The 24,645-nt window shown below is 65.2% G+C and carries 21 protein-coding genes; 14 read left to right on the forward strand and 7 right to left on the reverse strand.

Annotated elements, in window-relative coordinates; translation table 11 throughout:
• Positions 1-107 precede the first annotated feature (107 nt).
• A complete protein-coding gene (locus H7692_RS00350; RefSeq protein WP_222136306.1) occupies positions 108-2,408 on the reverse strand; it encodes an LPS-assembly protein LptD in 2,301 nt (766 codons plus the stop codon).
• A 133-nt stretch (positions 2,409-2,541) separates the two neighbouring features.
• Between H7692_RS00350 and H7692_RS00355 the strand changes: the two genes are divergently transcribed.
• The 3 genes from H7692_RS00355 (at position 2,542) to ndk (ending at position 5,010) form a co-directional block, all read left to right on the forward strand.
• A complete protein-coding gene (locus H7692_RS00355) occupies positions 2,542-3,987 on the forward strand; it encodes a leucyl aminopeptidase (RefSeq protein WP_227339570.1) in 1,446 nt (481 codons plus the stop codon).
• A gap of 66 nt (positions 3,988-4,053) precedes the next feature.
• The gene (locus H7692_RS00360; RefSeq protein ID WP_227339572.1) at positions 4,054-4,503 is read left to right on the forward strand and encodes a DNA polymerase III subunit chi; all 450 of its coding nucleotides are present in this window, start codon (positions 4,054-4,056) and stop codon (positions 4,501-4,503) included.
• An 84-nt stretch (positions 4,504-4,587) separates the two neighbouring features.
• Complete coding sequence (gene ndk / locus H7692_RS00365) at positions 4,588-5,010, forward strand: nucleoside-diphosphate kinase (RefSeq protein ID WP_201924844.1); 423 nt, start codon at positions 4,588-4,590, stop codon at positions 5,008-5,010.
• A 58-nt stretch (positions 5,011-5,068) separates the two neighbouring features.
• On the opposite strand, the gene H7692_RS00370 is transcribed toward ndk, so the two are convergent.
• From H7692_RS00370 to purM, 3 genes are all read right to left on the reverse strand, one after another.
• Positions 5,069-5,485, reverse strand: coding sequence for a phage tail protein (locus tag H7692_RS00370; RefSeq protein ID WP_227339574.1), 417 nt, complete (start codon positions 5,483-5,485; stop codon positions 5,069-5,071).
• Positions 5,486-5,571: 86 nt separating this feature from the next.
• Entirely contained in the window at positions 5,572-6,522 is a 951-nt protein-coding gene (gene purN, locus H7692_RS00375; protein WP_227339576.1) for a phosphoribosylglycinamide formyltransferase, read from the reverse strand.
• Positions 6,515-7,645 (reverse strand): phosphoribosylformylglycinamidine cyclo-ligase, encoded by a 1,131-nt coding sequence (purM, locus tag H7692_RS00380; protein WP_227339577.1) that lies wholly within the window; start codon positions 7,643-7,645, stop codon positions 6,515-6,517. The genes purN and purM overlap by 8 nt, the downstream gene beginning before the upstream one ends.
• A gap of 149 nt (positions 7,646-7,794) precedes the next feature.
• On the opposite strand from purM, the gene H7692_RS00385 reads away from it, so the two are divergent.
• From H7692_RS00385 to H7692_RS00400, 4 genes are read left to right on the forward strand one after another with little or no spacing between them, the layout of a single operon-like run.
• On the forward strand, positions 7,795-9,015 hold the full coding sequence (locus H7692_RS00385; RefSeq protein WP_227339579.1) for a heavy-metal-associated domain-containing protein: 1,221 nt from the start codon (positions 7,795-7,797) through the stop codon (positions 9,013-9,015).
• Positions 9,015-9,674 carry an HdaA/DnaA family protein gene (locus tag H7692_RS00390; RefSeq protein WP_227339581.1) on the forward strand — a complete coding sequence of 220 codons (660 nt, stop codon included), beginning with the start codon at positions 9,015-9,017 and terminating at the stop codon, positions 9,672-9,674. Before H7692_RS00385 ends, H7692_RS00390 begins: the two co-directional genes overlap by 1 nt.
• The gene (locus H7692_RS00395) at positions 9,665-11,833 is read left to right on the forward strand and encodes an RNA degradosome polyphosphate kinase (RefSeq protein ID WP_227339583.1); all 2,169 of its coding nucleotides are present in this window, start codon (positions 9,665-9,667) and stop codon (positions 11,831-11,833) included. Before H7692_RS00390 ends, H7692_RS00395 begins: the two co-directional genes overlap by 10 nt.
• Positions 11,796-13,322 carry a Ppx/GppA family phosphatase gene (locus tag H7692_RS00400; RefSeq protein ID WP_201924850.1) on the forward strand — a complete coding sequence of 509 codons (1,527 nt, stop codon included), beginning with the start codon at positions 11,796-11,798 and terminating at the stop codon, positions 13,320-13,322. The genes H7692_RS00395 and H7692_RS00400 overlap by 38 nt, the downstream gene beginning before the upstream one ends.
• Positions 13,323-13,332: 10 nt before the next feature.
• Here the strand turns inward: H7692_RS00400 and rnd are convergent, their stop codons facing one another.
• Positions 13,333-14,523 carry a ribonuclease D gene (gene rnd, locus H7692_RS00405; RefSeq protein ID WP_227339587.1) on the reverse strand — a complete coding sequence of 397 codons (1,191 nt, stop codon included), beginning with the start codon at positions 14,521-14,523 and terminating at the stop codon, positions 13,333-13,335.
• A gap of 104 nt (positions 14,524-14,627) precedes the next feature.
• Between rnd and H7692_RS00410 the strand changes: the two genes are divergently transcribed.
• The 7 genes from H7692_RS00410 to H7692_RS00440 all read left to right on the forward strand — a co-directional run bounded on the left by H7692_RS00410 (position 14,628) and on the right by H7692_RS00440 (position 21,541).
• Positions 14,628-14,960 (forward strand): hypothetical protein, encoded by a 333-nt coding sequence (locus tag H7692_RS00410; protein ID WP_201924854.1) that lies wholly within the window; start codon positions 14,628-14,630, stop codon positions 14,958-14,960.
• Entirely contained in the window at positions 14,960-16,471 is a 1,512-nt protein-coding gene (locus H7692_RS00415; protein WP_227339588.1) for an FAD-binding protein, read from the forward strand. Before H7692_RS00410 ends, H7692_RS00415 begins: the two co-directional genes overlap by 1 nt.
• A gap of 101 nt (positions 16,472-16,572) precedes the next feature.
• Positions 16,573-18,354 carry an aspartate--tRNA ligase gene (gene aspS / locus H7692_RS00420; protein WP_227339590.1) on the forward strand — a complete coding sequence of 594 codons (1,782 nt, stop codon included), beginning with the start codon at positions 16,573-16,575 and terminating at the stop codon, positions 18,352-18,354.
• Between the two features lie 106 nt (positions 18,355-18,460).
• Positions 18,461-19,246: a polyphosphate kinase 2 family protein gene (locus H7692_RS00425; protein WP_222136298.1), complete on the forward strand. Its 786-nt coding sequence runs from the start codon at positions 18,461-18,463 to the stop codon at positions 19,244-19,246.
• Positions 19,247-19,288: 42 nt separating this feature from the next.
• The gene (locus H7692_RS00430) at positions 19,289-19,825 is read left to right on the forward strand and encodes a J domain-containing protein (RefSeq protein ID WP_201924866.1); all 537 of its coding nucleotides are present in this window, start codon (positions 19,289-19,291) and stop codon (positions 19,823-19,825) included.
• 188 nt (positions 19,826-20,013) lie between these two features.
• A complete protein-coding gene (locus H7692_RS00435) occupies positions 20,014-21,120 on the forward strand; it encodes a helix-turn-helix transcriptional regulator (protein WP_222136297.1) in 1,107 nt (368 codons plus the stop codon).
• Between the two features lie 244 nt (positions 21,121-21,364).
• Entirely contained in the window at positions 21,365-21,541 is a 177-nt protein-coding gene (locus tag H7692_RS00440) for a hypothetical protein (RefSeq protein WP_222136296.1), read from the forward strand.
• A gap of 31 nt (positions 21,542-21,572) precedes the next feature.
• Here H7692_RS00440 and H7692_RS00445 read toward each other — a convergent pair whose 3' ends face one another.
• Both H7692_RS00445 and gyrA read right to left on the reverse strand, forming a co-directional pair.
• A complete protein-coding gene (locus H7692_RS00445; protein ID WP_227339592.1) occupies positions 21,573-21,881 on the reverse strand; it encodes a DUF952 domain-containing protein in 309 nt (102 codons plus the stop codon).
• Positions 21,878-24,577, reverse strand: coding sequence for a DNA gyrase subunit A (gyrA, locus tag H7692_RS00450; RefSeq protein ID WP_227340031.1), 2,700 nt, complete (start codon positions 24,575-24,577; stop codon positions 21,878-21,880). The genes H7692_RS00445 and gyrA overlap by 4 nt, the downstream gene beginning before the upstream one ends.
• Positions 24,578-24,645: the final 68 nt, after the last annotated feature.

Here is a 24,645-nt window from a genome sequence, read left to right on the forward strand (position 1 = left end):
CGCTCCGTATCAGCGGAAATGCCCGATGGTCCAGCGCAATCCGCCAACGGACCCCTTTGGGCCGCGAATAGCCCCCCTTCGCTGAACACAGGCTGAGCGAGAGGGTATCAGAAGCCAAGGTTGCGGAAGGCGATGCGGAAGGAAAAGCTGTTGCCGCGCCGCGCGTCGCCCGTGTCGATATAGTCGCGCCGCCAGGTCAAAGCGATCGAAAGGCAATCATCGTCATAGGCGATGCCGAGCCGGTGACGGATCGGTTCGAACCCGTCAGCCATGCTGAGCGGATCGTCGTTGCGGCTGGTCAGGTCGACGATCGCCGAACCGAAAATCGACCAGTTGCGCGCAACCGCGACGCGCCCGCCTGCGCGAATTTCCTCGCGATCCTGCAAATCTTCGCCGAGCAACAGGATATCGCGGTTGAGCCGCGAATATCCCAGCACGGCATAGGTCGACCGACCCCCGATCGTCGCGTCAAATTCGTTGCGCCGGACCGCCAGACTGTCCTTGTCGAGCCGGAAGCGGTGCGTGAGGCGCAGGAAGTTGCGGTAGGAAACCGTGGTGCGCCCGACGACGTCCGAAGTGCGGTCGGTCAGTCCGGTGCCGTCGGGAAACAGGCTGGGCTTGTCCGACAGGCGGTAGCTTTGCCCGACGACGCTGTTGACGTTGAAGCCGGGGCGGCTGAAGTTCCATTCGACGCCATAGGTGATGCGCGCGCCGTCCTCGAACCGGTCGTAGCCCGAAAAGCGGTTGATCGCGAAGAGATTGCTGTCCTCGAGATCGAAAGCGCGCGAATCCTCGTTCGGAATGTCGAGATTCTTGATCGAGGGGGTCGCGACGATCTGGACGCGCGGGGTCAGCGTCTGCGTCCCGCCGAACAGTTCGCCGATGAACGGCCAGCGCATGTCCGCGGCGACCGCAGCGATTCCGCGCCCCTGCCATCCCGATTCGCCGCGATAGCCGGGAATGGCGGTGAGAAGATTCTCGTCGCTGTGATAGACGTCGCCGCGCACGAGCGCAGTCAGTGTCACTTCCTGCCCGAGGCCGGTCAGCCGGCGCAGATCCCAGCGCGCGCCCGCAAACGCGCGCTGCGTATCCTGTCCCGCCGTCCGTCCGATCGCCAGCGTGTTGAGCTGGAATTCGATCTGGCCGCCGAGCAGAGGGTCGGCAAGCCGCTGGCGATAGTCGATGATCGGCAGCGCAATCGGCTGTTGGCCCTGTTCGTCGTTGACGCGCAGCGTCTGCGTCGCCCAGCCCGCGATCGACAGATAGCTTTGCCCGCCGATGCGCTCGAGCTCGAAGGTCGAGCGCAGCCGGTCGTCGCGGCTGATGTCATAGCGGCGCATGAAGGTGCGGTCGGTTGCAATACGTCCCGAATAGGTGAAGCTCCACCGCGGCGAGAACTGGAACTTGCCGGCGCTTTCCAGATAGCCACGGAACTGGCGGTTGCGGTCGATCACCGGCCCCGACACGGGGACGACCGAGCTGTGCGTCGCATAGCCGTTGATACGGAACGAACCGATGTCGGTGAGCGCGCGAAACTCGCCTTCGATCATCGGTGCGGCGCTGGTGTAGATATGCGGCGTGATCGTGAGGTCGCGATCGGGCGCCAGCCGCAGGTAATAGGGAACGGCAATCTCGAAACCGTTGGTGCGGTCGAGGCGCACTTCGGGAACGAGGAGGCCGCTGCCCGCTTCCTGGTTCGCGGGATGCGAAAGGCCGGGGAGGGGAATGAGCGGCAGGCCGAAGATTTCGACGCGCGCGCCCTTGTAGCGCACCTTGTTCTTCGCGCGGTCATAGGTGACGCGCACGGCGCGAATCTGCCAGCTCGGGTCTTTGGCGCAGCCGGCCGCGTCCTCGACAGGGCAAGGCGTGTAGGCGGCGTTTTCGAGTTCGATGTTGCCGTTGTCGAAGCGCGTGCCGCGCACCGCCGCTAGCCGTGCGCCATTTTCAAGCACGACGAGCAGATTGTCGACCACCCCGTCGCGCAGGCTGTCGGTCAGTTCGATACGGTCGCCATAGGCGATGTCGCCTTCGGGATTGGTGATCGCGACGTCGTCCTCGGCAACGACCTGGCCCGTCGCGCGGTTCCAAGTCACGCGGCCCGCGCGCATCGAAATGCCGTCGCGGTTCATCTGGACATTGCCTTCGGCGACGACGACGTCGGATTCGCTGTCGTAATTCAGATTGTCCGCGGCAAATGCGATCTCGTCGGGACTGTCGGTCGCCGGTACGTCGGAGGCGGTGGGCTCGATTGCAGGTGGCCGCAGGTCAGGTTCGTCCGGCGCCGCGGTTGGCGGGGCCGCCTGACCCGCTTCCTGTGCAAATGCGGGGCAGGCGACAAGCGCGACGCTGCCCGCGGTCGCCAGCCAGGCTTGTCGCGACGCGGGTTGATGGAACAATGCCCAGCTCATTTAATTTCTGTGTCCCACACCTTATCTTGCGTCCGCCCGGGCTTGGACCGGCTGCTTTGTTTTTGCAACTCGCAGGCGAAACCCCTATCGGTCCGGCACGTTCCAATCAATCACCGCATAAGAAAGTTAAGGCATGGACATCCAGTTTGTCGCGCAAATCGATGCGTCTGCCGACGTCGTCGCATTCCCCGTTCGCAAGGGCGAGGCCGCATCGCTCGAGGCGCTGCTCGGCGCTGCCGCTGCGCAGGCGCGCTTTGAAGGCGCGGCGGGGTCGGTCGCCGAGACAGCGGCCATCGACGGCGGCAAGGCGCGGCGCCTGTTGCTCGTGGGCATCGGCGACGGCACGATCCATGACCTCGAGCGCGGCGGCGCGGCGCTGACCGCGCGCCTCCAGACGAGCGGCGTGACGACCGCTCACGTCGACTTTGCAAGCGCCGGCGATTGCGACGAAGACGATGTGCTCGCATTCGCGATGGGCGCTCGGCTGCGCAACTGGCGGCTCGACCGTTATCGCACGCGGCTTCCCGACAATGCGAAGCCGACTCTGACGAACCTGGTGATTGCTTCGCCTGCGGGCGACCTGTCGGCGCGTTGGGGCAGCTATTCGGCGGTGGCCGATGGCGTCGCGCTCACGCAGACGCTCGTCGCCGAGCCGCCGAACATCCTCTATCCCGAAAGCTTCGTCGAACGCTGCCAGCATCTGTCGGACCTGGGCGTCGAAATCGAAGTGCTCGACGAGCGGCAGATGAAGGCGCTCGGCATGGGCGCGCTGCTCGGCGTCGCGCAGGGCTCGACGCGCCCGCCGCGCCTGCTCGCGATGCGCTGGAACGGCGGCAAGGAAGGCGAGGCGCCGGTGGTTTTCGTCGGCAAGGGCGTGACCTTCGACACCGGCGGCATCAGCATCAAGCCCGCCGCCGGAATGGACATGATGAAGTGGGACATGGGCGGCGCGGGCGCCGTCGCGGGCGCGATGAAGGCGATTGCAGGGCGCAAGGCAAAGGCCAATGTCGTCGGCGTCGTCGGCCTTGTCGAGAATATGCCCGACGGCAATGCGATGCGTCCCGGCGACATCGTCACCACCATGTCGGGCCAGACGGTCGAGGTGCTCAACACCGACGCCGAGGGGCGGCTGGTTCTGTGCGACGCGATCAGCTGGGTGCAGAAAAGCTATGATCCCAAGGTCATCGTCGACCTCGCGACGCTCACCGGCGCAATGGTGATCTCGCTCGGCCACGAATATGCGGGCATGTTCGCGAACGACGACGAACTGGCCGACCAGTTGCAGGCGGCAGGCGAGGCGAGCGGCAACAAGCTGTGGCGCTTCCCGCTCTCGCCGGCATATGACAAGCTGATCGACAGCCCGATCGCCGACATGAAGAATGTCGGCCCGCGCGAGGGCGGGTCGATCACCGCCGCGCAGTTTTTGAAGCGCTATGTCGGCGAAGGCGTGGCGTGGGCGCACCTCGACATCGCGGGCATGGCTTGGTCCGACAAGGACGGTCCGGTGTGGGCGAAGGGCGCAACGGGCTATGGCGTGCGCCTGCTCGACCGCTTTATCGCCGACAATTTCGAGGGGTGATGGCGTTACCGGCAACCTCGCCTGTCGTTGTCGCCCCCGCGCAGGCGGGGGAGGCGTAAACGGGCCATGCCGCGCGTCGATTTCTACCGCCTGACCCGCGATCCGGTCGAGCATGTGCTCCCCGCGATCGCGGCGCGCGTTCTCGCGGGCGGCGAGCGGTTGCTCGTCGTGGCCGCCTCGGCGATGCAGCGGCAGGCGATCGACGCGGCGCTGTGGACACAGCAGCCCGCAAGCTTCCTGCCGCACGGGGCAGCGGGGACGCCCGACGAGGCGATCGAACCGATCCTGATCGCGGGAACGCTCGATGCGTCCGCCGTGAACGGCGCAACACATTTGGCGCTCGCCGACGGCGAATGGCGCGACGAAGCGCTGGGCTTTGCGCGTACGTTCCTGCTGTTCGACAACAGCCGCATCGACGACGCGCGCGCGACATGGCGTAAACTCGGTGCGACCGAGGGCACCGAAATCCATTTCTGGAAACAGGACGAGCGCGGGCGCTGGGCCGAGGGCCCTTAGGCGTCCTCATCTCTCCTTGCGGTGCAGCAAAAGCGCGGCTAGAGGCGCGCGCATTACAGAATATATCAACGCAGGAGCTTTCCCATGGCGGTCACCCGCACCTTTTCGATTATCAAGCCCGACGCGACCCGCCGCAACCTGACCGGCGCGGTCACCAAGATGCTGGAAGACGCCGGCCTGCGCGTCGTCGCGTCGAAGCGCATCCATATGACCAAGGAGCAGGCCGAAGGCTTTTACGCGGTCCACAAGGAGCGCCCCTTCTTCGGCGAACTGTGTGAATTCATGACCTCGGGTCCGGTCGTTGTGCAGGTGCTCGAAGGCGAAGATGCGGTGAAGCGCAACCGTGACATCATGGGCGCGACCAACCCTGCCGACGCTGCCGAAGGCACGATCCGCAAGACTTTTGCCGAAGGCATCGAGGCAAACTCGGTCCATGGTTCGGACAGCGACGAAAATGCGGCGATCGAGATCGCCTATTTCTTCAAGCCCGAAGAAATCGTCGGATAATATTTGCCGAACCGGAAATGAAAGAGGCCGCCGGGACGTCCCGGCGGCCTTTTTCTGTTCAGCTGCGCGGCGGGAAAACTCCCACAAGGGCCACGCAGTATCGCATCGCCAATGTCGGGGTCGTTCGAACGCTGGGCGCATCGGGACCGGGGCTGGCGGCTGGCAGATTCCCGCTTTTGACACCGGGCCGCGGATAGGCTCCGACAAAATGGACGGGCGCCCGGCCACGCAAATCGGGGAGTGCGAAGGTCGTGCGGCCATCGCCACCGTAGGTCGTGCCGAGAAGAGCGAATAGCGCCTGATATTGGCCGATCTGCAACAGCTGGCCATTGGCTTCGGCCCAGTTCCGCGGGCAATAGCTGTTCGCGGTCAGCATGACCTCGCCGATAAACGGGTCGGTCCCTGCATAGGCCGGCGCGGTCGCGGTCAAAGTCGCGGTCGCCGACAGACCCATCAGAATCTTCCTGAAAATCATGTTCCTCTCCCCCTGTTGAACCGCCCATCGTAGGGGGAAGGCGACGCATGTCTAGGCTGGCGTGCGCCCGAGCGTCGCGACACCGATCAGAATTCCTCTGCGATTCCAATCAATCCGGTCAGCTTCTTTGGCGCAATCGCGAGCCAGCTCTTGCGCAGCCATTCGCCAACGGCGTCCCAGTCGGTGTCGCCGAGGTCGAGACGGATGCCGATCCACGTGTCGCCGAAATAGGCGGGGCGGTAATAGCGGTCCTCGTCGAGTTCGATAAGCTGCGCCTGCTCGTCGGCGCCGCTGATCTTGACGAGCAGCGCGATCTTGCCGTCGCCGTGATGATCCTCGGTGAAATAGGCGAATTTCTTGCCCTTCACGATGCCGAAGCAGGGCATTCCGTGCGAGACGACCTCGTCGGTTTCGGGCAGCGCGAGCGCGAGTTCGCGGACGCGGGCGCGCAGATAATCGGGCGAGCGTTCGCGCGCGACATAGGCCGCGAGCGTGGCGGGATAAAGCTGATGCTCGGCAAATCGGACGCGCGCGGCGAGCGTTTCGGGCGTGTCGCCGGGAACGATCGCGACCGGCGTTTGCGCGAGCACGGGGCCGTCGTCGAGCGCGGGGGTGACGATATGGACGCTGCACCCGCCGTGGCTGTCACCGTTTTCGATCGCCTGCGCGTGGGTGTTCAGCCCCTTGTATCTGGGAAGCAGGCTCGGGTGGATGTTGAGCATCCGTCCCTCCCAGCGCGCGACGAAATCGTCCGACAGGATACGCATATAGCCCGCGAGCGCGACATATTCGGCGCCTGCGGCGCGGAGCTGTTCGTCGACCAGCGTGTCGAAGACGGCGCGGTCCAACCCCTTGTGCGACTGCGCCCAGGTCGCGATGCCCTCGGCCTCGGCAATCGCAAGGCCCGGCGCGGCGGGGTCGTTGCTCGCGACGAGGACCAGCTCATAAGGGCATGTTTCTGCCTTCGCGGCGTAGAGGAGCGCCGCCATATTGGTGCCGGCGCCGGAGATCAGGACGGCGACGCGCGCCTTAGCCATTATGCGTCGCGCTCCACCCCGCGCGCGCGCTCCAGCTTTCGGCGCTGCCGCTGACCGTGCATCCCTTTTCGCCGGCGGTGATATGGCCGATGCGGTGGACGGTCTCGCCAGCGGCTTCGAGCGCCGCCGTCACGTCGTCAACGTCCGTCCCGGCGACGACCACCGCCATGCCGATGCCGCAGTTGAAGGTGCGCGCCATCTCTTCGGGCTCGATATTGCCCTGCGCCTGCAGGAAGGCCATCAGCCGCGGCTGCTCCCACGCGTCGGCGTCGATGTGGGCGTGGAGCGTTTTGGGCAGCACGCGCGGGATATTTTCGAGGAGGCCGCCGCCGGTGATATGCGCGAGCGCGTGGATCTTTCCCGTTTTCACTAGCGGGAGCAGGCTTTTCACATAGATGCGCGTCGGTGCCATCAGCGCGTCGATCAGCAGGGTGGTCTGGTCGAACAGCGCCGGACGGTCGAGCTTCCACCCCTTGTCGGCGGCAAGCCGCCGGACGAGCGAGAAGCCGTTCGAATGGACGCCCGACGAAGCGAGGCCGAGGATGACGTCGCCCGCGGCGACCTTGTCGGCGGTGAGTACCTGGTCGCGCTCGACCGCGCCGACGCAGAAGCCCGCGAGGTCATAGTCGCCCTCGGCATACATGCCCGGCATTTCGGCGGTTTCGCCGCCGATCAGCGCGCAGCCCGCCTGCTTGCATCCCTCGGCGATGCTCGCGACGACGGCAGTCGCTTGCCTATTGTCGAGTTTTCCGGTCGCATAATAATCGAGGAAGAAGAGCGGCTCGGCACCCTGCACGATCAGGTCGTTCGCGCACATCGCGACCAGGTCGATGCCGACGCCGTCATGCTTGCCCGATTCGATTGCGAGCTTGAGCTTGGTTCCGACGCCGTCGTTTGCGGCGACGAGCAGCGGGTCGTTGAAACCCGCCGCCTTCAGGTCGAAAAAGCCGCCGAATCCGCCAAGGTCGGCGTCGGCGCCGGACCGCCGTGTCGCGCGGGCGAGCGGGGCGATGGCACGGACCAGCGCATTGCCGGCGTCGATCGACACGCCGGCCCCGGCATAGGTGTAGGAGGCAGGTTGGCCCGCCGTTTGTCCGTCTGACGTGTTGTGCTTGGAATCCATGGCTCGCGCGACTAACGACTCCCGGCGACAAATGCCATGATTTCCTTGCCCGCGCACTTGCCTTTCGGGCGGGTTCGGGGGCAAAGCAAAGAGAAGATATGAATTCGGCCGTCTTTCCCCGCTCTGCCAGCCCGATATTCCGCGAGGCGATGGCCCGTCATGGCGCGCGCTGGACCGCGCTGGCTGCGCTGCTTTTCGCCATTCTGCTCGTCGGTGTCGTCGAAGGACAGATCGCCCGCGGCGACCGCGGGATCACCCCGATCAACAGCAGCGGCGATTATCTGGCGAGCGGGATCAGGGTCGACGTCACCGGCGACAATGCCGACGACGCGCGCGAAAAGGGCTGGCGCGAGGCGCAGCGCAAGGGGTGGGCGCAGCTCTATCGCCGCGTTCACGGCTCCGACGGTCCGGCGCTGTCCGATTCGGTGCTCGACGGGATCGTCACCGCAATCGTTACCGAGCATGAGCAGATCGGGCCGCGCCGCTATGTCGCGACGCTCGGCGTCCAGTTCGACCGCGTGCGCGCCGGACAGATTTTGGGGGTCAGCGGGCGCACGCTGCGTTCGCCGCCGCTGCTCGTCATCCCCGTCTATTCGATCGACGGCATTCCGCAGGTGTTCGAACAGCGCAGCGAATGGCAGCGCGCCTGGGCCGAATATAATACGGGGCAAAGCGCGATCGATTATGTTCGCACAGCGGGAACGGGCGCGGACACATTGCTCCTCAACGCCGGGCAGACCGGTCGGCGCGGGCGCGTGTGGTGGCGCGTGATCCTCGATCAATATGGCGCCGCCGACGTGCTGATGCCCGTCGCGCGCATCGAATATGCCTATCCGGGCGGACCGATCACCGGCCGCTTCAGCGCGCGATTCGGGCCCGACAACAAGCTGATTTCGAGCTTCACGATGACCGGCCCGAGCCCCGCCGCGCTTCCCGACATGATGGAAAAGGCGGTCGCGCGGATGGACGCCATCTATACCGACGCGCTGACCGCGGGCATCCTCAAGACCGACGCCTATCTGGTGCTCGAAAAGCCCGTCGAGGTCGAGGATCTGCCCGAGGAGGTGACCGGCGATGGCGACGAATTGCCCGTCGAGACCGACGCGAGCGTTCCCGTCGCGCCGGCCAACGGCGTGCAGAGCTTCACCGTCCAATATAGCTCGCCCGACGTCGAGTCGGTGACCGCGACGGAGCGGGCCGTCGCGGGTGTCGCGGGCGTGCAGTCGGCGTCGACGACGAGCCTTGCGCTCGGCGGGACGTCGGTGATGCGCGTCACCTTCCGCGGCGACATCAACGCGTTGCGCGCCGCGCTCGCGGCGCGGGGCTTCACCGTGCAGGAAGGCGGCGGGCAACTGCGGATCAGCCGCTGATGGCGCGCGCGCCGACCAGCCAGATCGCCTTGCCGCTCGATTGGAGCGCAGGCGGTTCGAACGACGCGCCGCTGGTCGTCGGGACGAGCAACGCCGACGCCGTGCGATATTTGCGCCACGTGTCGACCTGGCCGGTGCGGACCGCAGTGCTGACGGGGCCGCGCGGGTCGGGGCGCAGCCTGATCGGTCGCCTGTTCGCGCGCGACACCGGCGGACGCGTCATCGACGGGCACGACAGCGTCAGCGAAGAGGAAATGTTCCATGCCTGGAACAGCGCGCAGGCGTCGGGCTCACCGTTGCTGATCATCGCCGATGCGCCGCCGTCCGAATGGCATGTCGAGCTGCCCGATCTCGCGTCGCGGCTGCGCGCGGTGCCGGTGTTGACGATAGCCGAACCCGACGATTGCCTAGCACGCGACCTCATCGAGGCGCTGTTCGCGCAGCGCGGGATGGCGCTGGCGCCCGAGGTTGCAGCCTATATAGTGCCACGCATGGAACGCAGCTATTCCATGATCCACCGGATCGTCGCGGCGCTCGACGCGGCATCGCTCGAGCAGGGGCGCCGCGTCGGCATTCGACTTACGCGTGAAACATTATTGTCACAGGGGCTGATCGATCCCGATCTCCTCGAAAGGCAGGATGTGCCCCCATGTCGTTGACCCGCCCCTCGATACTCGCCGATTTCGACGCCGACACCGCGGCGCCGTCCTTCGGTCCCGACCGCTTTTTCAACCGCGAGCTGAGCTGGCTGGCGTTCAACCGGCGGGTGATGGAGGAAGCGCGAAACCCGGCGCATCCGTTGCTCGAACGGTTGCGGTTCCTGTCGATTTCGGGAAGCAATCTCGACGAATTCTTCATGGTGCGCGTCGCGGGGCTCAAGGGGCAGCAGCTCCAGGGAATCGACGATCCGTCCGCCGACGGGCGCTCGCCGGGTCAACAGCTTGCCGAAATCGAGGCAGAGGTGAACCGGCTCGTCGACCAGCAGCAGAGCGAATGGCAACGGCTGCACAAACAGCTCGCCGAGCAGGGCATCGTCGTCCACGGCGCAGGTTCGGACGCGGCCAGGTTGCGCGCCGCGCTGAGCCAATATTTCAACGAACAGATTTTCCCGATCCTGACGCCGCAGGTGCTCGACCCCGCGCACCCGTTCCCCTTCATCCCCAACCGCGGGCTCGGGGTGATTTTCGACCTCCAGCGCAAGTCGAACGGCGAGACGGTGCGCGAGCTGGTGATGATTCCGGCGTCGCTGCCGCGCTTCGTTCCGGTTCCGGGCGAAGCGACGGCGTTTGTCCCCATCGAATATCTGATCGAGATTTTCGGCGATCAGTTGTTTCCGGGATTTGTGAGCCGCTCGCTCGGCGTATTCCGCATCATCCGCGACAGCGATATCGAGCTGGAGGAAGAGGCCGAGGATCTGGTGCGATTGTTCCGTACCGCGATCCGCCGCCGCCGCCGCGGGCGCGTTATCCTGCTCGAGCTCGAGGCCGATATGTCGGCCGAAATCGCCGAAGTGCTGAACGCCGATATTCAGGGCCATGAAGCGATCGTCGCCAAGATCGGCGGGTTCGTGGGGCTTGCCGCGCTGTCCTCGCTCGTTGACGTCGACCGGCCCGACCTGAAATTCCCTGCCTATTCGCCGCGCTTTCCCGAGCGCATCCGCGAGCATGGCGGCGACTGTTTCGCGGCGATCCGCAGCAAGGACATCCTTGTCCACCATCCTTATGAGAGCTTCGACGTCGTCCTCTCCTTCCTGCGCCAAGCGGCTGCGGACCCCGATGTCGTGGCGATCAAGCAGACGCTCTATCGCGCGGGCAACCAGTCGCCGGTCATTCGCGCGCTGATCGAGGCAGCCGAGGCGGGCAAGTCGGTGACCGCGGTCGTCGAGCTGAAGGCGCGTTTTGACGAAGAACAGAATCTCCTGTGGGCAAACCAGCTCGAACGCGCGGGCGTGCAGGTCGTTTACGGCTTTATCGAGTGGAAGACGCACGCAAAGATTTCGATGGTCGTGCGTCGCGAAGGGCAGGGGTATCGCACCTATTGTCACTTCGGCACGGGCAATTACCACCCGGTCACCGCGCGCATTTACACCGACCTCAGCTTTTTCACCGCCGACCCGCGCGCAGGGCGCGATGCGGCGCAATTGTTCAACTATATCACCGGCTATGTCGAGCCCGAGCGGCTGGAGCTTATCACCATGTCGCCGCTCAATATGCGGCATCATCTGTCCGAGCTGATCGACGCCGAAATCGCTGCCGCCAGGGCGGGCCAGCCGTCGGGGGTGTGGGCGAAGATGAACAGCCTCGTCGACCCCGACATCATCGACAAATTATACGAGGCGAGCCGTGTCGGCGTGCCGATCGAATTGATCGTGCGCGGCATCTGTTGCCTGCGCCCCGGCGTTCCCGGCCTGTCGGAGACGATCCGCGTGAAGTCGGTCGTCGGCCGCTTTCTGGAGCACAGCCGCGTGTGGGTGTTCGCCAATGGCGCGCCGCTGCCGCATCAGCGCGCCAAAGTCTATATTTCGAGCGCCGACTGGATGCCGCGCAATTTCGACCGCCGCGTCGAATATATGATCCCGATCGAGAATCCGACGGTGCACGACCAGATTCTCGACCAGGTGCTCGTCGCCAATCTGATCGACAATGAACAAAGCTGGGTGCTGCAGCCCGATGGCACTTTCGTGCGGCTGACGCCGGGCGACAAGCCGTTCAACCTGCACCATTATTTCATGAACAACCCATCGCTGTCGGGCCGCGGAACGGCGCTGCACAAGCGGCAGGATGTTCCGACGCTTGCCTTTACCAATCGCGAGGGGTGATTTTTTGCCAGGGGGGCGTTCATCACGGCAGGCGGTGCGCCGATCGGCGGTCATCGACATCGGTTCGAACTCGGTTCGCCTTGTCGTCTATGAGGGACCCGCGCGCGCGCCCGCGGTGATCTTCAACGAAAAGGTCGCGGCAGGGCTTGGCCGCGGGCTGTCGATCGACGGCCGCATCGCCGATGCCGATGCCGAGCGCGGACTGGTCGCGCTGCGCCGATATGCGCTGCTCGCGCGCAACATGGAGGTCACCGATCTGCAATGCGTCGCGACCGCAGCGGTGCGCGACGCGACCAACGGTCCCGATTTCGTGGCGGGCGCCGCGGCGGCGGGCCTCGCCATCCGCCTGCTGTCGGGTGCAGAAGAGGCCGAGGCAGCGGGCTGCGGCGTGCTGTCGGCGATTCCCGACGCGCACGGTATTGCGGTCGACCTTGGTGGCGGAAGCCTCGAACTCGCCGAAGTGTCGAACGGCAAGGTGGGCCGCTGCGCATCGTTTCCGCTTGGCGTCCTTCGCTTGCCGCCGCTCCGCAAGAACGGACAGCCCGAATTCGAACGCGCGGTGCGCAAGATGCTGAAAGCCGAGGGTTGGCCGGGCGGCCTGACCGGCGTTCCGCTGTATCTCGTCGGCGGATCATGGCGCGCGCTCGCACGCCTCGACCTCGAACTGACGCGCGACCCGCTTCCCGTGCTCGACCAGCATCGCTTGCCGCGCGGGGCGCTGCGCCGGCTCGTGCGCGCGACCAAGCGGCTGAGCTATGAGGAATTGAAAGCGATTCCGGGCATGGCGTCGAACCGCGCCGCGACCTTGCCCGACGCGGCGGCGCTGCTCGCCGCGCTCGCCAACATCATCGACGTGCCCGAAATGACGGTGTCGTCGTCGGGGCTGCGCGAGGGGCTGCTTTACCAGGCGCTCGACGACGACATGCGCGCGCAGGATCCGCTGATCGTGGCCGCCGAGTTCGAGGGGAAACGGCTCGCGCGCTTTGCTCCGCATGGACGCGCGATCGCAAACTGGATCGCGCCGCTGTTCGCCGACGAGGACGTCGCCGACAGCCGCATCCGGCTCGCGGCGAGCCTGCTGAGCGACGTCGCATGGTCGGCGAACCCCGATTTCCGCGCCGAGCGCGGGACCGAAATCGGTCTGCACGGCAACTGGCGCAGCATCGACATTCCGGGCCGCATATTGCTCGCGCGCGCGCTCCATGCCGGGTTTGGCGGGGCCGATTCCGATTTTCCGATGATGGACAGTCTCGTGAGCGCCGAACGGCTGGCGCGGGCGCGGCAATGGGGGCTCGCGATCCGCCTCGCGCAGCGGCTGACCGGCGGGATCGAGGCGCCGCTCAAGGCCAGCGCGGTCGCGATCGAGGACGGCAATCTGACGCTCCGCCTCAATCCCGGCTGGCACCATCTGGCGGGCGAATCGGTCGAACGGCGCCTGCGTTCGCTAGCGCAGGCGCTCGACATGAAAGGCGAGCTGAAACTGCTCTAGGGTCAGGGCCCTAGGTCGGGTCGGCGGCGACCGAGGGCTCGATCTCGCTCATTACCATCTTGCCATGCTTGACGGCAAAGCCGACGCGCCCTTCGACAAGGTCGAGCGCGGCGTGGCCGAACACGTCATAGCGCCAGCCTTGCATCATCGCGATCCCGTCGCGGCGTCCCGCCGCAAGCGCTTCGAGGTCGTCGCTGCGCGCGATGAGGCGCGCGGCGACATTGAGTTCGCGCGAACGTATCTTGAGGAGCAACTTGAGCAGGTCGGCGACGAGCGCGCCCTCCTTGCCGAGGCCGGGACCGCGTGGCGCGCGGTCGGGCATATCCTCCTTGGAAAGCGGCTGCGCGCCGGTGAGCGCTTCGATCAGCCGCGCGCCGATGTCGTTCGATTTCCAGGTCGCCGACAATCCGCGGACGCGGCCAAGCCCGTCCTGGTCCTTCGGGGGATGCGCAGCGAGGTCGGCGAGCGTTTCGTCCTTGACGATGCGACCGCGCGGCAGATTCTTGTTGCGCGCCTCGCGCTCGCGCCATGCGGCCAGCGCCTTCAAACGTCCCAGAACGTCGGGCTTGCGCGAGGGTATCTTGATGCGCTGCCACGCCCTGTCGGGATCGAGATTGTAATTGGCGGGATCGGCGAGTTTCTCCATTTCCTCGTCGAGCCAGTGGCCGCGGCCCGTCTTGACGAGCTTTTTGAGCATCATCGGGAAAATCTTGGCGAGGTGGGTGACGTCGCCGATCGCATAGTCGATCTGGCGCTTGTCGAGCGGTCGCCGGCTCCAATCGGTAAAACGCGCGCCCTTGTCGAGCGCGATGCCGAGCCACGCCTCGACAAGGTTCGAATAGCCGACCTGCTCAGCCTGGCCGAGCGCCATCTGGCCGATCTGCGTGTCGAAGATGGGGTGGGGCGTCTTGCCGGTCAGATTATAGATGATTTCGACATCCTGACCGCCGGCATGGAAGACCTTCAATACCTCTTCATTGTCGACAAGCAGGTCGAGCAGCGGCTTCAGTTCGATCCCCGGCGCCATCGGGTCGATTGCGGCGGCATGGTCGCTGTTCGCCACCTGGATCAGACACAGCTCGGGCCAGAAGGTGTTTTCGCGCATGAATTCGGTGTCGACGGCGATGAAATCGCTGTCTTTTATCAAAGCTACGAATTGCTGGAGCGCCGCACTGGACTCGATCAACGGATGGACTTGCATAACGCGCCTATACAGCTAGTTGGCGAAGACAGGCACGAAAAAATACCACTCTCTCTTCGGGTCGCGAACCGGATCAACCGGACTGGGTAACATGAGGGGGTAACATGATGATGTGGATGGGCTGGGGGCTGTGCGCCCTGCTGCTGTTCGCGCTGTACGGCCAGTATCTGACCGGACAGGCCGACATTTTCGTCTCGATCGCCAACCCGCGCCCGCTCGACGAGGAACGGATGGTCGTAACCCTGAAGGGCTGGGGTTTCGCAAGCGCGGCGCGGCTGCCCTTCGTCACGCCCGAAGCCGACCACGGGCTCTGCGATCTGCGCGTCTTTGCGACGCGGCGGCAAATGCTCGTCGCCATCGCGACGTTGGGGTATCTTCGGCCTGTGACCGTCGCGTGGCGCGCGCATGCCGGGGTCCAGCCGCTCGGGGTCGCCTGATGCCGATCGTGCAACTGGGGCGCGAAGGGCGCTGGACCAACTATCACGGCACAGGCACCTGCGAGGCGGCGACGCGCTTTGCCTTGCGGAGCGTCGATGCCGAGCGCGGGCGCGACGAACTGGCCGCTGCCGCTCGTGAAGTGCGCGAGTGGCTGGCGGCGGCGCAGGCGGCGGGACGGCATGTCCGGCCATTGGGGGCAGGGTGGTCGCCATCGAACATCAATATCGCGTCGCATTGCTGGCTGCTGCACACGCGGCGCTTCAACCGGTGCTTCCGGATTGCCGGGGACGATGTGCGTCCCGGCGTCGATGCCGCGTCGCTGATGCTCGTCGAGGCGGGCGCGCTCGTCGACGAGGTGTCGGACAAGCTGGAGGCGCAGGGGCGATCCTTGTGGACGAGCGGAGCGGGAAACGGCCAGACCTTTGCCGGAGCCGCCGCCACCGGCACCCATGGTTCGATGGTCGCGCACGGCGGTATCCAGGACCATATCCGCGCGATCCAGATCGTCACACCGGCAGGCGCGCAATGGGTCGAGCCGACAGCGGGCGTGATGAGCGATGAATTCATTGCGGCCACCGGATCGCAAGCGGTCCGCGACGATGCGCTTTTCGCGGCGGCGCAACTGCCGGTCGGCGCGCTCGGGGTCGTCACCGCGCTCGTCGTATCGAGCGTGCCGCGGTTCCTCGTCCGCCCGATCCAGAACTTGCGCCGGGTCGACCGGCGCGCGCTGAACTGGCTTTCCGCGGGAGAGTTTCGCCGCTTTTCGGCGGCCTATGCGCTCGACCGCGACCCCGATTTCGTCCAGATGATCGTCAACCCCTACAAGCCGTTCAAGCGGCCGGCGATGCTGCGCTTCCTCTATCGCGAGCCATGGCGCGACGATTACCCGCGAGCGACGCCCGGCGAGCTAGGCGCCGGATATGACGCGCTGAGCCTGCTCGGGCGGCTGCTCGACGATTATCCGTGGGCGCGCGGCTGGCTGCTGCAATTCGCAATGAAGCTCGGCTATGCGGGCGGTCCCGATGTTCAAGACCCGCCGGTGTACGGAAGCTGGGGCGAGGGACTCGACACGCATCGCCCGCTCGCCGACCTGTTCAACGCTTCGGTGACGATCGACCGCGCCGATCTTGCCTATGTGTTCGAGCAGATTTGCGGCGTGTATGCGCGCCACGGCGGCTCCACCGTTGTTACCTTGCGCTTCATGGAGCGGGCGCAAGGACTGCTCGCCCCTGCGCGTTTTGCGCACAATGCGGTGATAGATTTCGACGGTCCGCGCAGCCAGCGCACCGCCGATGCCTATGCGCGCGTCGTCGAACGGCTCGATGCCGAAGGGATCGCCTTCACGCGCCACTGGGCCAAGAGCTGCAATCTCGACGCCGCGCGGGTCGAGAGCGATTATGGCGAGGGTTTCAGCCGCTGGTGCGCGGCGCGCGACCGGCTGATCCCCGATCCGGCCCACCGCCGCCTGTTTGCGAGCGACGTGCTCGACGGACTCGGCCTGACTTGCTGAAATGCGCCTCTGCCCTTGACAAATGGCGCGCCGCCCTGCCTTAGGCGCGGCCATAAATCACATATCGCGTGATTTCCCCCAACCACTGAAAGACCATCGAAATGCACGCCTATCGCACCCATCATTGCGGCCAGCTTCGCAGCCAGGATGTCGGACAGACGGTCCGCGTGTCGGGCTGGGTGCATCGCAAGCGCGATCATGGCGGGCTGCTCTTCGTCGACCTGCGCGACCATTATGGGCTGACGCAGATTGTGGCGGACTCGAGCGATGCCGCGTTCGCGACGCTCGACGGCCTGCGCGCCGAGAGCGTGGTGACGATCACCGGCGAGGTCGTCGCGCGTTCGGCCGAGACGGTCAATGCGAACCTTCCGACCGGCGAGATCGAGGTGCGCGCGTGCGAGGTTTCGGTGCAGTCGGCGGCGGCCGAACTGCCGCTGCCGGTCGCGGGCGAACAGGAGTATCCCGAGGATATCCGCCTGAAATACCGCTTCCTCGACCTGCGCCGCGAGCGACTCCACCGCAATATCCTCCTGCGCTCGAACGTCATCGCGTCCTTGCGCCGCCGCATGGTCGAACAGGGCTTCACCGAATATCAAACGCCGATCCTGACCGCCTCGTCGCCCGAGGGCGCGCGCGACTATCTGGTGCCCAGCCGCGTCCATCCCGGCAAATTCTATGCGCTGCCGCAGGCGCCGCAGATGTTCAAGCAGCTGCTGATGGTCGCGGGTTTCGACCGTTATTTCCAGATCGCGCCCTGCTTCCGCGATGAAGACGCGCGCGCCGATCGTTCGCCCGGCGAATTCTATCAGCTCGATTTCGAGATGAGTTTCGTTACGCAGGATGACGTCTTCAACGCCATCGAACCGGTGCTCGCGGGCGTGTTCGAGGAATTTGCGAACGGCAAGTCGGTGACGCCTGCCGGCAGCTTCCCGCGCATTCCGTACCGCGAATCGATGCTGAAATATGGCAACGACAAGCCCGACCTTCGCAACCCGCTGATCATCAGCGACGTGTCGGCGCATTTCGAAGGGTCGGGCTTCGGCCGCTTCGCCGACATCGTAGCGGCGGGCGACGTCGTGCGCGCGGTTCCCGCGCCGGGTACTGCCGAAAAGAGCCGCAAATTCTTCGACGAAATGAACAGCTGGGCGCAAGGCGAAGGCTTTGCGGGCCTCGGCTATGCGACGCGCAAGGGCGGCGAGTGGGGCGGCCCGATCGCCAAGAACCACGGCCCGGAGAAGATGGACGCGCTTGCCGCCGAACTCGGTCTCGGCCCCGATGACGGGCTGTTCTTTGCCGCGGGCAAGGAAGCGGTCGCGGCGAAGCTGGCGGGTCTGGCGCGCACGCGCGTTGCCGAACAGCTTGAGCTGATCGACGAAAACAAGTTCGAAATGTGCTGGATCGTCGACTTCCCGATGTTCGAGGCCGACGAGGACACCGGCAAGATCGATTTCAGCCACAACCCCTTTTCGATGCCGCAGGGCGAGCTGGAAGCGCTCCAGACCAAAGACCCGCTCGACATCCTCGCCTGGCAATATGACATCGTCTGTAACGGCGTCGAACTGTCGTCGGGCGCGATCCGGAACCATCGCCCCGATATCATGTACAAGGCGTTCGAGATTGCGGGCTATTCGCAGGCCGAGGTCGATGCGAATTTCAGCGGCATGATCAACGCGTTCAAGTTCGGCGCGCCGCCGCACGGCGGATCGGCACCGGGCGTCGATCGCATCGTGATGCTGCTCGCCGACGAGCCCAATATTCGCGAGGTCGTGGTCTTCCCGATGAACCAGAAGGCCGAAGACCTGATGATGGGCGCGCCGGCGCCGGTCAGCGACAAGCAGCTGAAAGAACTCGGCATCCGGATCGTTGACGGCCCCAAGAGCTGATCGCGCGCGCGATTCCGTTCCCAAACGGGACAGCTTCGCCCCCTTTGCCGCTTCGCCTCGCGGGCGCCGCTGTGGTAGCAGCGGCGTTCACGCGAGGGGTTTTGCGATGACGATCGATCTCGCCGACTATGAGTCCGGCGCGAAACTTGACGGCAATTACGGCGAAGCACTGAAGACGCTGCAGGAGCGGCTCGAACGCGTGCAGGCCGCGCATATCACCCACGCACAGCGCAGCGTCATCATGCTCGAAGGCTGGGACGCCGCGGGGAAGGGTGGGATCATCAAGCGGATGACCGCGCTGCTCGACCCGCGCTATTTCGAAGTATGGCCGATCGGTGCGCCGAGCGACGAGGAAAAAGCACGCCATTTTCTGTGGCGCTTCTGGAAGCGGCTTCCCGGCAACCGCGAAATATCGATCTTCGATCGCAGCTGGTACGGCCGCGTCCTCGTCGAACGCGTCGAGGGGTTCGCCAGCGAGGCCGAGTGGCGCAAGGGCTATGACGAGATCAACGAGTTCGAGGCGCAGCTGACCGGGAGCAACACCAACCTCGTCAAGCTGTTCGTTCATGTCACGCAGGACGAACAGGACAAGCGCTTTGCCGACCGGCTCGACAAGCCGTGGAAGCGCTGGAAGACGGGGACCGAGGATTTTCGCAACAGGGCAAAGCGCAAGGCCTATATGATCGCGCTCGCAGATATGTTCGAGCAGACGGATACGCGCTGGGCGCCGTGGAAGGTGATCGACGGCAACAACAAGAAGGCGGCGCGGATCGCTGCGCTCACCCATGTGGCCGAAGTGCTCGAGGCCGCGGTGCCGATGACGCCGCCCGAACGCGACCCCGCAGTGGTGAAACTGGCCGAAAAGGCGTTCGGCTACGCGCCCAAGGCCTAGGCACGGCTAGCAATCTGCGGCGCCACTCGCTACATCGACGCGATGAGCCGTGCGAAGAGATCCGACGACTGGGGCTTTCCCCGCTGGCGCGCCTATGGCGCGTCGCGTGAGGCGCAGCGCGTGCGTCTCTGCGACCGGCACGGCTGCGAGGCGCCGGGCAAATGTCCCGCGCCCAAATCGCCAAACAGTCCTGAACGCTGGTATTTTTGCGAAGCGCATGCCGCCGAGTATAACCGCGGTTGGGATTATTTTGCGGGACTGTCGGCCGAAGACGCCGCCGAACGCGCTGCCGAGGAAGCACGCGGTGCGCGCAGCTATGCCCGCGCACAGCATTATAGCTGGGGCGGCGCGGGTGACGGCAGCCGCAGCGCCGACGAAATGCGCGCGCTCGAAGTGCTGGGGCTCGACCCCGACGCCGATTTCGACGCGACCAAAAAGGCGTGGCGCGCCTATGCCAAGGAATGCCACCCCGACGTCAAACCCGGCGACGAGGAGGCGGCGAAACGCTTCGCGACGGGACAGGCGGCGTTCGAGGTGCTCAAACAGGCCGAAGAACGCAAAAGCTGGAAGCCGGCGTAAGGAAGGCTTCGCGCTTCCGCGATTGAAACGGTTCGAATGGCAATCGCGGCGCCCCAGGGGTGCCGGATTGGCCAGATCCTATCCGGCGGACATCGGTTCGTCGCGTTTTGCTAGCAAATTTAGAAACTTCGGCGATAGAACCAATTCAGTCGGGGGATCATGCCCGGCGGGCTTTGCTGGCGGGGGCGATGGGGCGGCGTGCCGAACCGGATTGGGACGAGATTTTCATGCAGGCTGCGTTGCAGCCCGAGACATGGCTCGACGCGCTCGACGCGCTGGCGCGGCATACCGGATCGAGCCACGGCCAGTTGATCGGCGTCGGCGGCGCCCGTGAAATTCCGTTCAACCTCGTGACAAATTTCGCACCCGGGCTGGTCGAACATTTTGCCGAGCAAGGCTGGGGCGCGGAAACGCAGAATTTCCGCGTTGCCGCTTCGAACCGGCATGTCGAACGCGGCTATTATGACCCGGTGCTGCACGAGGATCATTACGACGCCGTGATGCCCGGCCTCGCTTCACTCGAATATGTCGAATGGTGCGAGGAAATCGGCATCCCGTTCGGGTGCCAGACGAACCTGGTCATCGACAAATTCGGCGTCATCGGTCTCGCGACCCTGCGCAACCGCAAGGACGGCCGCACGACCGCGGACCAGCGCAGGCGGTTCGCGTCGGGCGCCACAGCAGCGCGCCGCGCCGTTCGCCTGCAGGAAAAGATCGAGGGTGAGCAGGCAAAGCTGATGGCCGGGGCGTTCGATGCGATCAATGTCAGCGCGTTTATCGTCGATGCGCGCGGGCACCTGCTTGCCCATACGTCGGGGGCGGAATCTCTATTGAAATCGGGCGACGTCCGGCTCGCCGGGGCGTCGATCGATGCGGCGGGAGCACCGTTGACGCTTGGCCAGGCGGTGCAGGCGCTCATTGTCGATGACGGGTTTGATCATGTGCGGACGAGCTTGCCGGTCCGGCGCAACCGTCCCGCCGTCATCATCGAAGGATTCCGCTTGCCGCGGCGCGACTGGTCGCTCGGCAAATTGCCCCACGCCATTCTCGTCGCGAGCGGCCCCAAGCGCGATCGGTCGGGCGTCGCGCTCTATCTGTCCGCAATCTATCGGCTCAGTCCCGCGGAAGCCGACATTGCCGTGCGCCTGTTCGAGGGAAAGCCGCGCACGCAAATCGCGGACGAGCGGGGAGTGACGCCCGAAACGCTGCGTGGGCAGATCAAGCAGATTTACCTTAAATGTGCGGTCGACGGCGAGGCCGAGCTGATGCGGCTTCTCGCTCCTGTGCTCGGCTGACCATCCCCCTTGAGGGGGATGAACGGCCCGCGCAATCCAAATAAGCATCGGCTTGCCAAGGGTTAAGGCTCTCGCAGTCTCGCCCGCCAACAAGGATGAGCGTGGGGACACCATCCGATTCCTGCCGCTCGCCGCGACCCCGAGCGACAGGGCAAGGGTCCTCGACAGCGTTGTGCTGTGTGCGGCCTGGAAGAGCTCCGCCAGCGATGGCGGGGCTCTTTTCGCAAATATGAGGTCCGGGAGCATGCAGCGCCGAAGTTCGGAAGGGCGTGGCCGGCGGGCGATCGCCGAACAATCTGTTCGGGCCGCATGGCTCTTTGTGGCGCCCGCGCTCTTCATCGAGCAGAGCCTTGAAGTGGCGTTTTTCGACCAGGGGCCGCATCGCTCATTTGGCGCAGCCCTGTTCAAGTTGCTGACCTAGGGATCGAGGCGTTCGCGCTAGGGTCAGGAACCTAGTCGCGCGGTCGCACGCCAATCACCGCTTCCATCGGCAGGTCGCCGTAGATGTGCGGAAACAGATCGCCGTCGCGCGCCGCTTCCCAGCGTATCGTGTCGGCGACCCTGGTCAGGTCGACCTCGGCAATGGTCAGTCGCTTCTGGCCCGCAAAATGCCTGGCAAGCGTGCCATCGAGCTGTTCGGCGGTCGAAAGGTGGATATAGCCGTCGGCGATGTCCACCGGCGCGCCGCGAAAGACGCGGTCGCGCTCGAACACCGCCCACTGCTCGGCGGTCAGGATCTTGAACGCGGTGGTGGCGGTCATTCGGGCGCGGCTTCGGCCGAAGCTTCCGCGTCGGTGCCCTCCGCTTCCTCTTCGCTATCCTCGATCAGCGCCGCCGACACGACATGTTCACCCTCGGCGACGTCGAACAACCGCACGCCCGCCGAACCGCGGCCGATGACGCGCAGACTGTCGAGCCCCATACGGATCAGCTTTGCCTGGTCGGTGACGAGCATGAGTTGGTGCGCCTGCGTCGCGGGGAAGCTCGCGACGACGGGGCCGTTGCGGCCAATATTGTCGATGTTGGTAATGCCCTGGCCGCCGCGGCCGGTGCGGCGATATTCGAATGCCGACGACAGCTTGCCATAGCCATTGGCGCATACCGTGAGGATGAACTGTTCGCGTTCGGCGAGGAAGGCGTGACGTTCGTCGTTCATCTTGCGCGGCTGGCGGTCGGGATCTTCGCCCTTCCACGGCGCATGGCGCAGATAATCCTCGCGTTCCTCCTGATCGGCGATGCCGACCTTGTGGAGGATCGACAGCGAGATCACCTCGTCGCCCTTTGCCAGCTTCATGCCCCGGACGCCGGTCGAATTGCGGCTCTGGAACTCGCGCACATCGTCGCCGGCAAAGCGGATTGCCTTGCCCTGCCGCGTCGCGAGCAGCACGTCGTCGCTCTCGTCGAGCAATGCGACGCCGATCAGCCGGTCGTCCTCGTCATCGCCCTCGAACTTCATCGCGATCTTGCCGTTCGAGGGGACGTTGGTGAAGGCGTCCATGCTGTTGCGGCGCACGCTGCCCTTCGCGGTCGCGAACATGACGTGGAGCTTGCCCCATTCTTCCTCATCCTCGGGCAGCGGGAGAACTGTCGAAATCGTCTCACCCTGCGCGAGCGGGAGCAGGTTGACCATCGGACGGCCGCGCGTTGCGGGGCCGCCTTCGGGCAGGCGCCACACTTTCATGCGATAGACCTTGCCGGCGGTCGAGAAGAAGAGGACCGGCGTGTGCGTCGAGGTGACGAACAACTCGGTGACGACATCCTCGTCCTTGGTCGCCATGCCCGCGCGGCCCTTGCCACCGCGGCGCTGGGCGCGGAAAGTGTCGAGCGGGGTGCGCTTGATATAGCCGTCGAGGGTAACGGTCACGACCATCTCCTCGCGCTCGATCAGATCCTCGTCCTCGATCCCGTCGGCGGCAGGCGCCATCAGCGTTCGGCGCGGTGTCGCGAATTCGTCGCGCACCGCAACGAGTTCGTCGCGGATCACCGCATAGAGTTTCGCGCGGTCGGCGAGGATCGACAAAAGTTCCTCGATCTCGGTCGCGAGGGCCTTGAGTTCGTTGCCGATGTCGTCGCGGCCAAGTGCGGTCAGTCGGTGGAGGCGAAGGTCAAGGATCGCCTTTACCTGCGCTTCGGAAAGGCTGTAGCTCGCTGCCTCTTCCATCTCGCCCTCGATCGCTTCGACCAGACGGATGTAGGGGGCGATTTCGCCCATCGGCCATTCGCGGGCGATCAGTGCCTCGCGTGCGGCAGCGGGGTTGGGGGCGCCGCGGATAATGCGGACGACTTCGTCGAGGTTCGAGACCGCGACGACAAGGCCGAGCAAGATGTGCGCCCGATCGCGCGCCTTGGCGAGTTCGAACTTGCAGCGGCGGGTAATCACCTCTTCGCGGAACGCGATGAAGGCGGTCAGAATGTCCTTGAGCCCCATCATCTCCGGGCGACCGCCGCGGATTGCGAGCATGTTCGCGGGGAAGCTCGACTGCGCCGGCGTGTGGCGCCAGAGCTGGTTGAGCACGACGTCGGGTGTCGCGTCGCGTTTCAGGTCGATGACCACGCGCACGCCCTCGCGATTGGTTTCGTCGCGGATATCGGCGACGCCCTCGATCCGCTTGTCGCGCGCGGCCTCGGCAATCTTTTCGACAAGGCCCGATTTGCCGACCTGATAGGGGATGGAGGTGAGGACGATCGAACGGCGATCGCCGCGTCCTTCTTCAATCTCATGCGTGGCGCGCATCATGATCGAGCCGCGGCCGGTGGCATAGGCATTGCGCGCGCCGCCTTGGCCAAGAATCATCGCGCCGGTCGGAAAATCGGGACCGGGGACAATCGCCATCAACTCTTCGAGCGTGATCGCGGGATTGTCGATCGTCGCGAGCGTCGCGTTGATGACCTCGCCAAGATTGTGCGGCGGGATGTTCGTCGCCATGCCGACCGCGATACCGCCGGCGCCATTGACGAGCAGGTTCGGGAAGCGCGCGGGAAGCACGGTCGGTTCGCTCTCCGAGCCGTCATAATTGGGCTGGAAATCGACCGTTTCCTTGTCGAGGTCGTCGAGCAGCGTGATTGCGACCTTGGCGAGGCGCGATTCGGTGTAACGCATCGCTGCCGGCGGATCGGGGTCCATCGACCCGAAATTGCCCTGACCGTCGATCAGCGGGACGCTCATCGACCAATCCTGCGTCATGCGCGCCAGGGCGTCGTAGATCGAGCTGTCGCCGTGCGGGTGATATTTACCCATGACATCGCCGACGATGCGCGCCGACTTGCGATAGGGCTTGCTGGCGACATAGCCGCTTTCATAGGCCGAATAGAGAATTCGGCGATGCACCGGCTTGAGGCCGTCGCGCACGTCGGGGAGCGCGCGGCTGATGATCACGCTCATCGCGTAATCAAGATAGGACGTCTTCATTTCATCGACGATGTTGATCGACGAAATCCCATCGTCCGACGGCGGCATAGGCGAATTTTCTTCGGTCAAGACCCGGCCTTTTTCTTCTTTTCGGGAGATGCTTTTTGCCTAGCCGA

Source organism: Sphingopyxis sp. P8 (genome assembly GCF_020622175.1).
Classification (GTDB): Bacteria; Pseudomonadota; Alphaproteobacteria; order Sphingomonadales; family Sphingomonadaceae; genus Sphingopyxis; species Sphingopyxis jiangsuensis.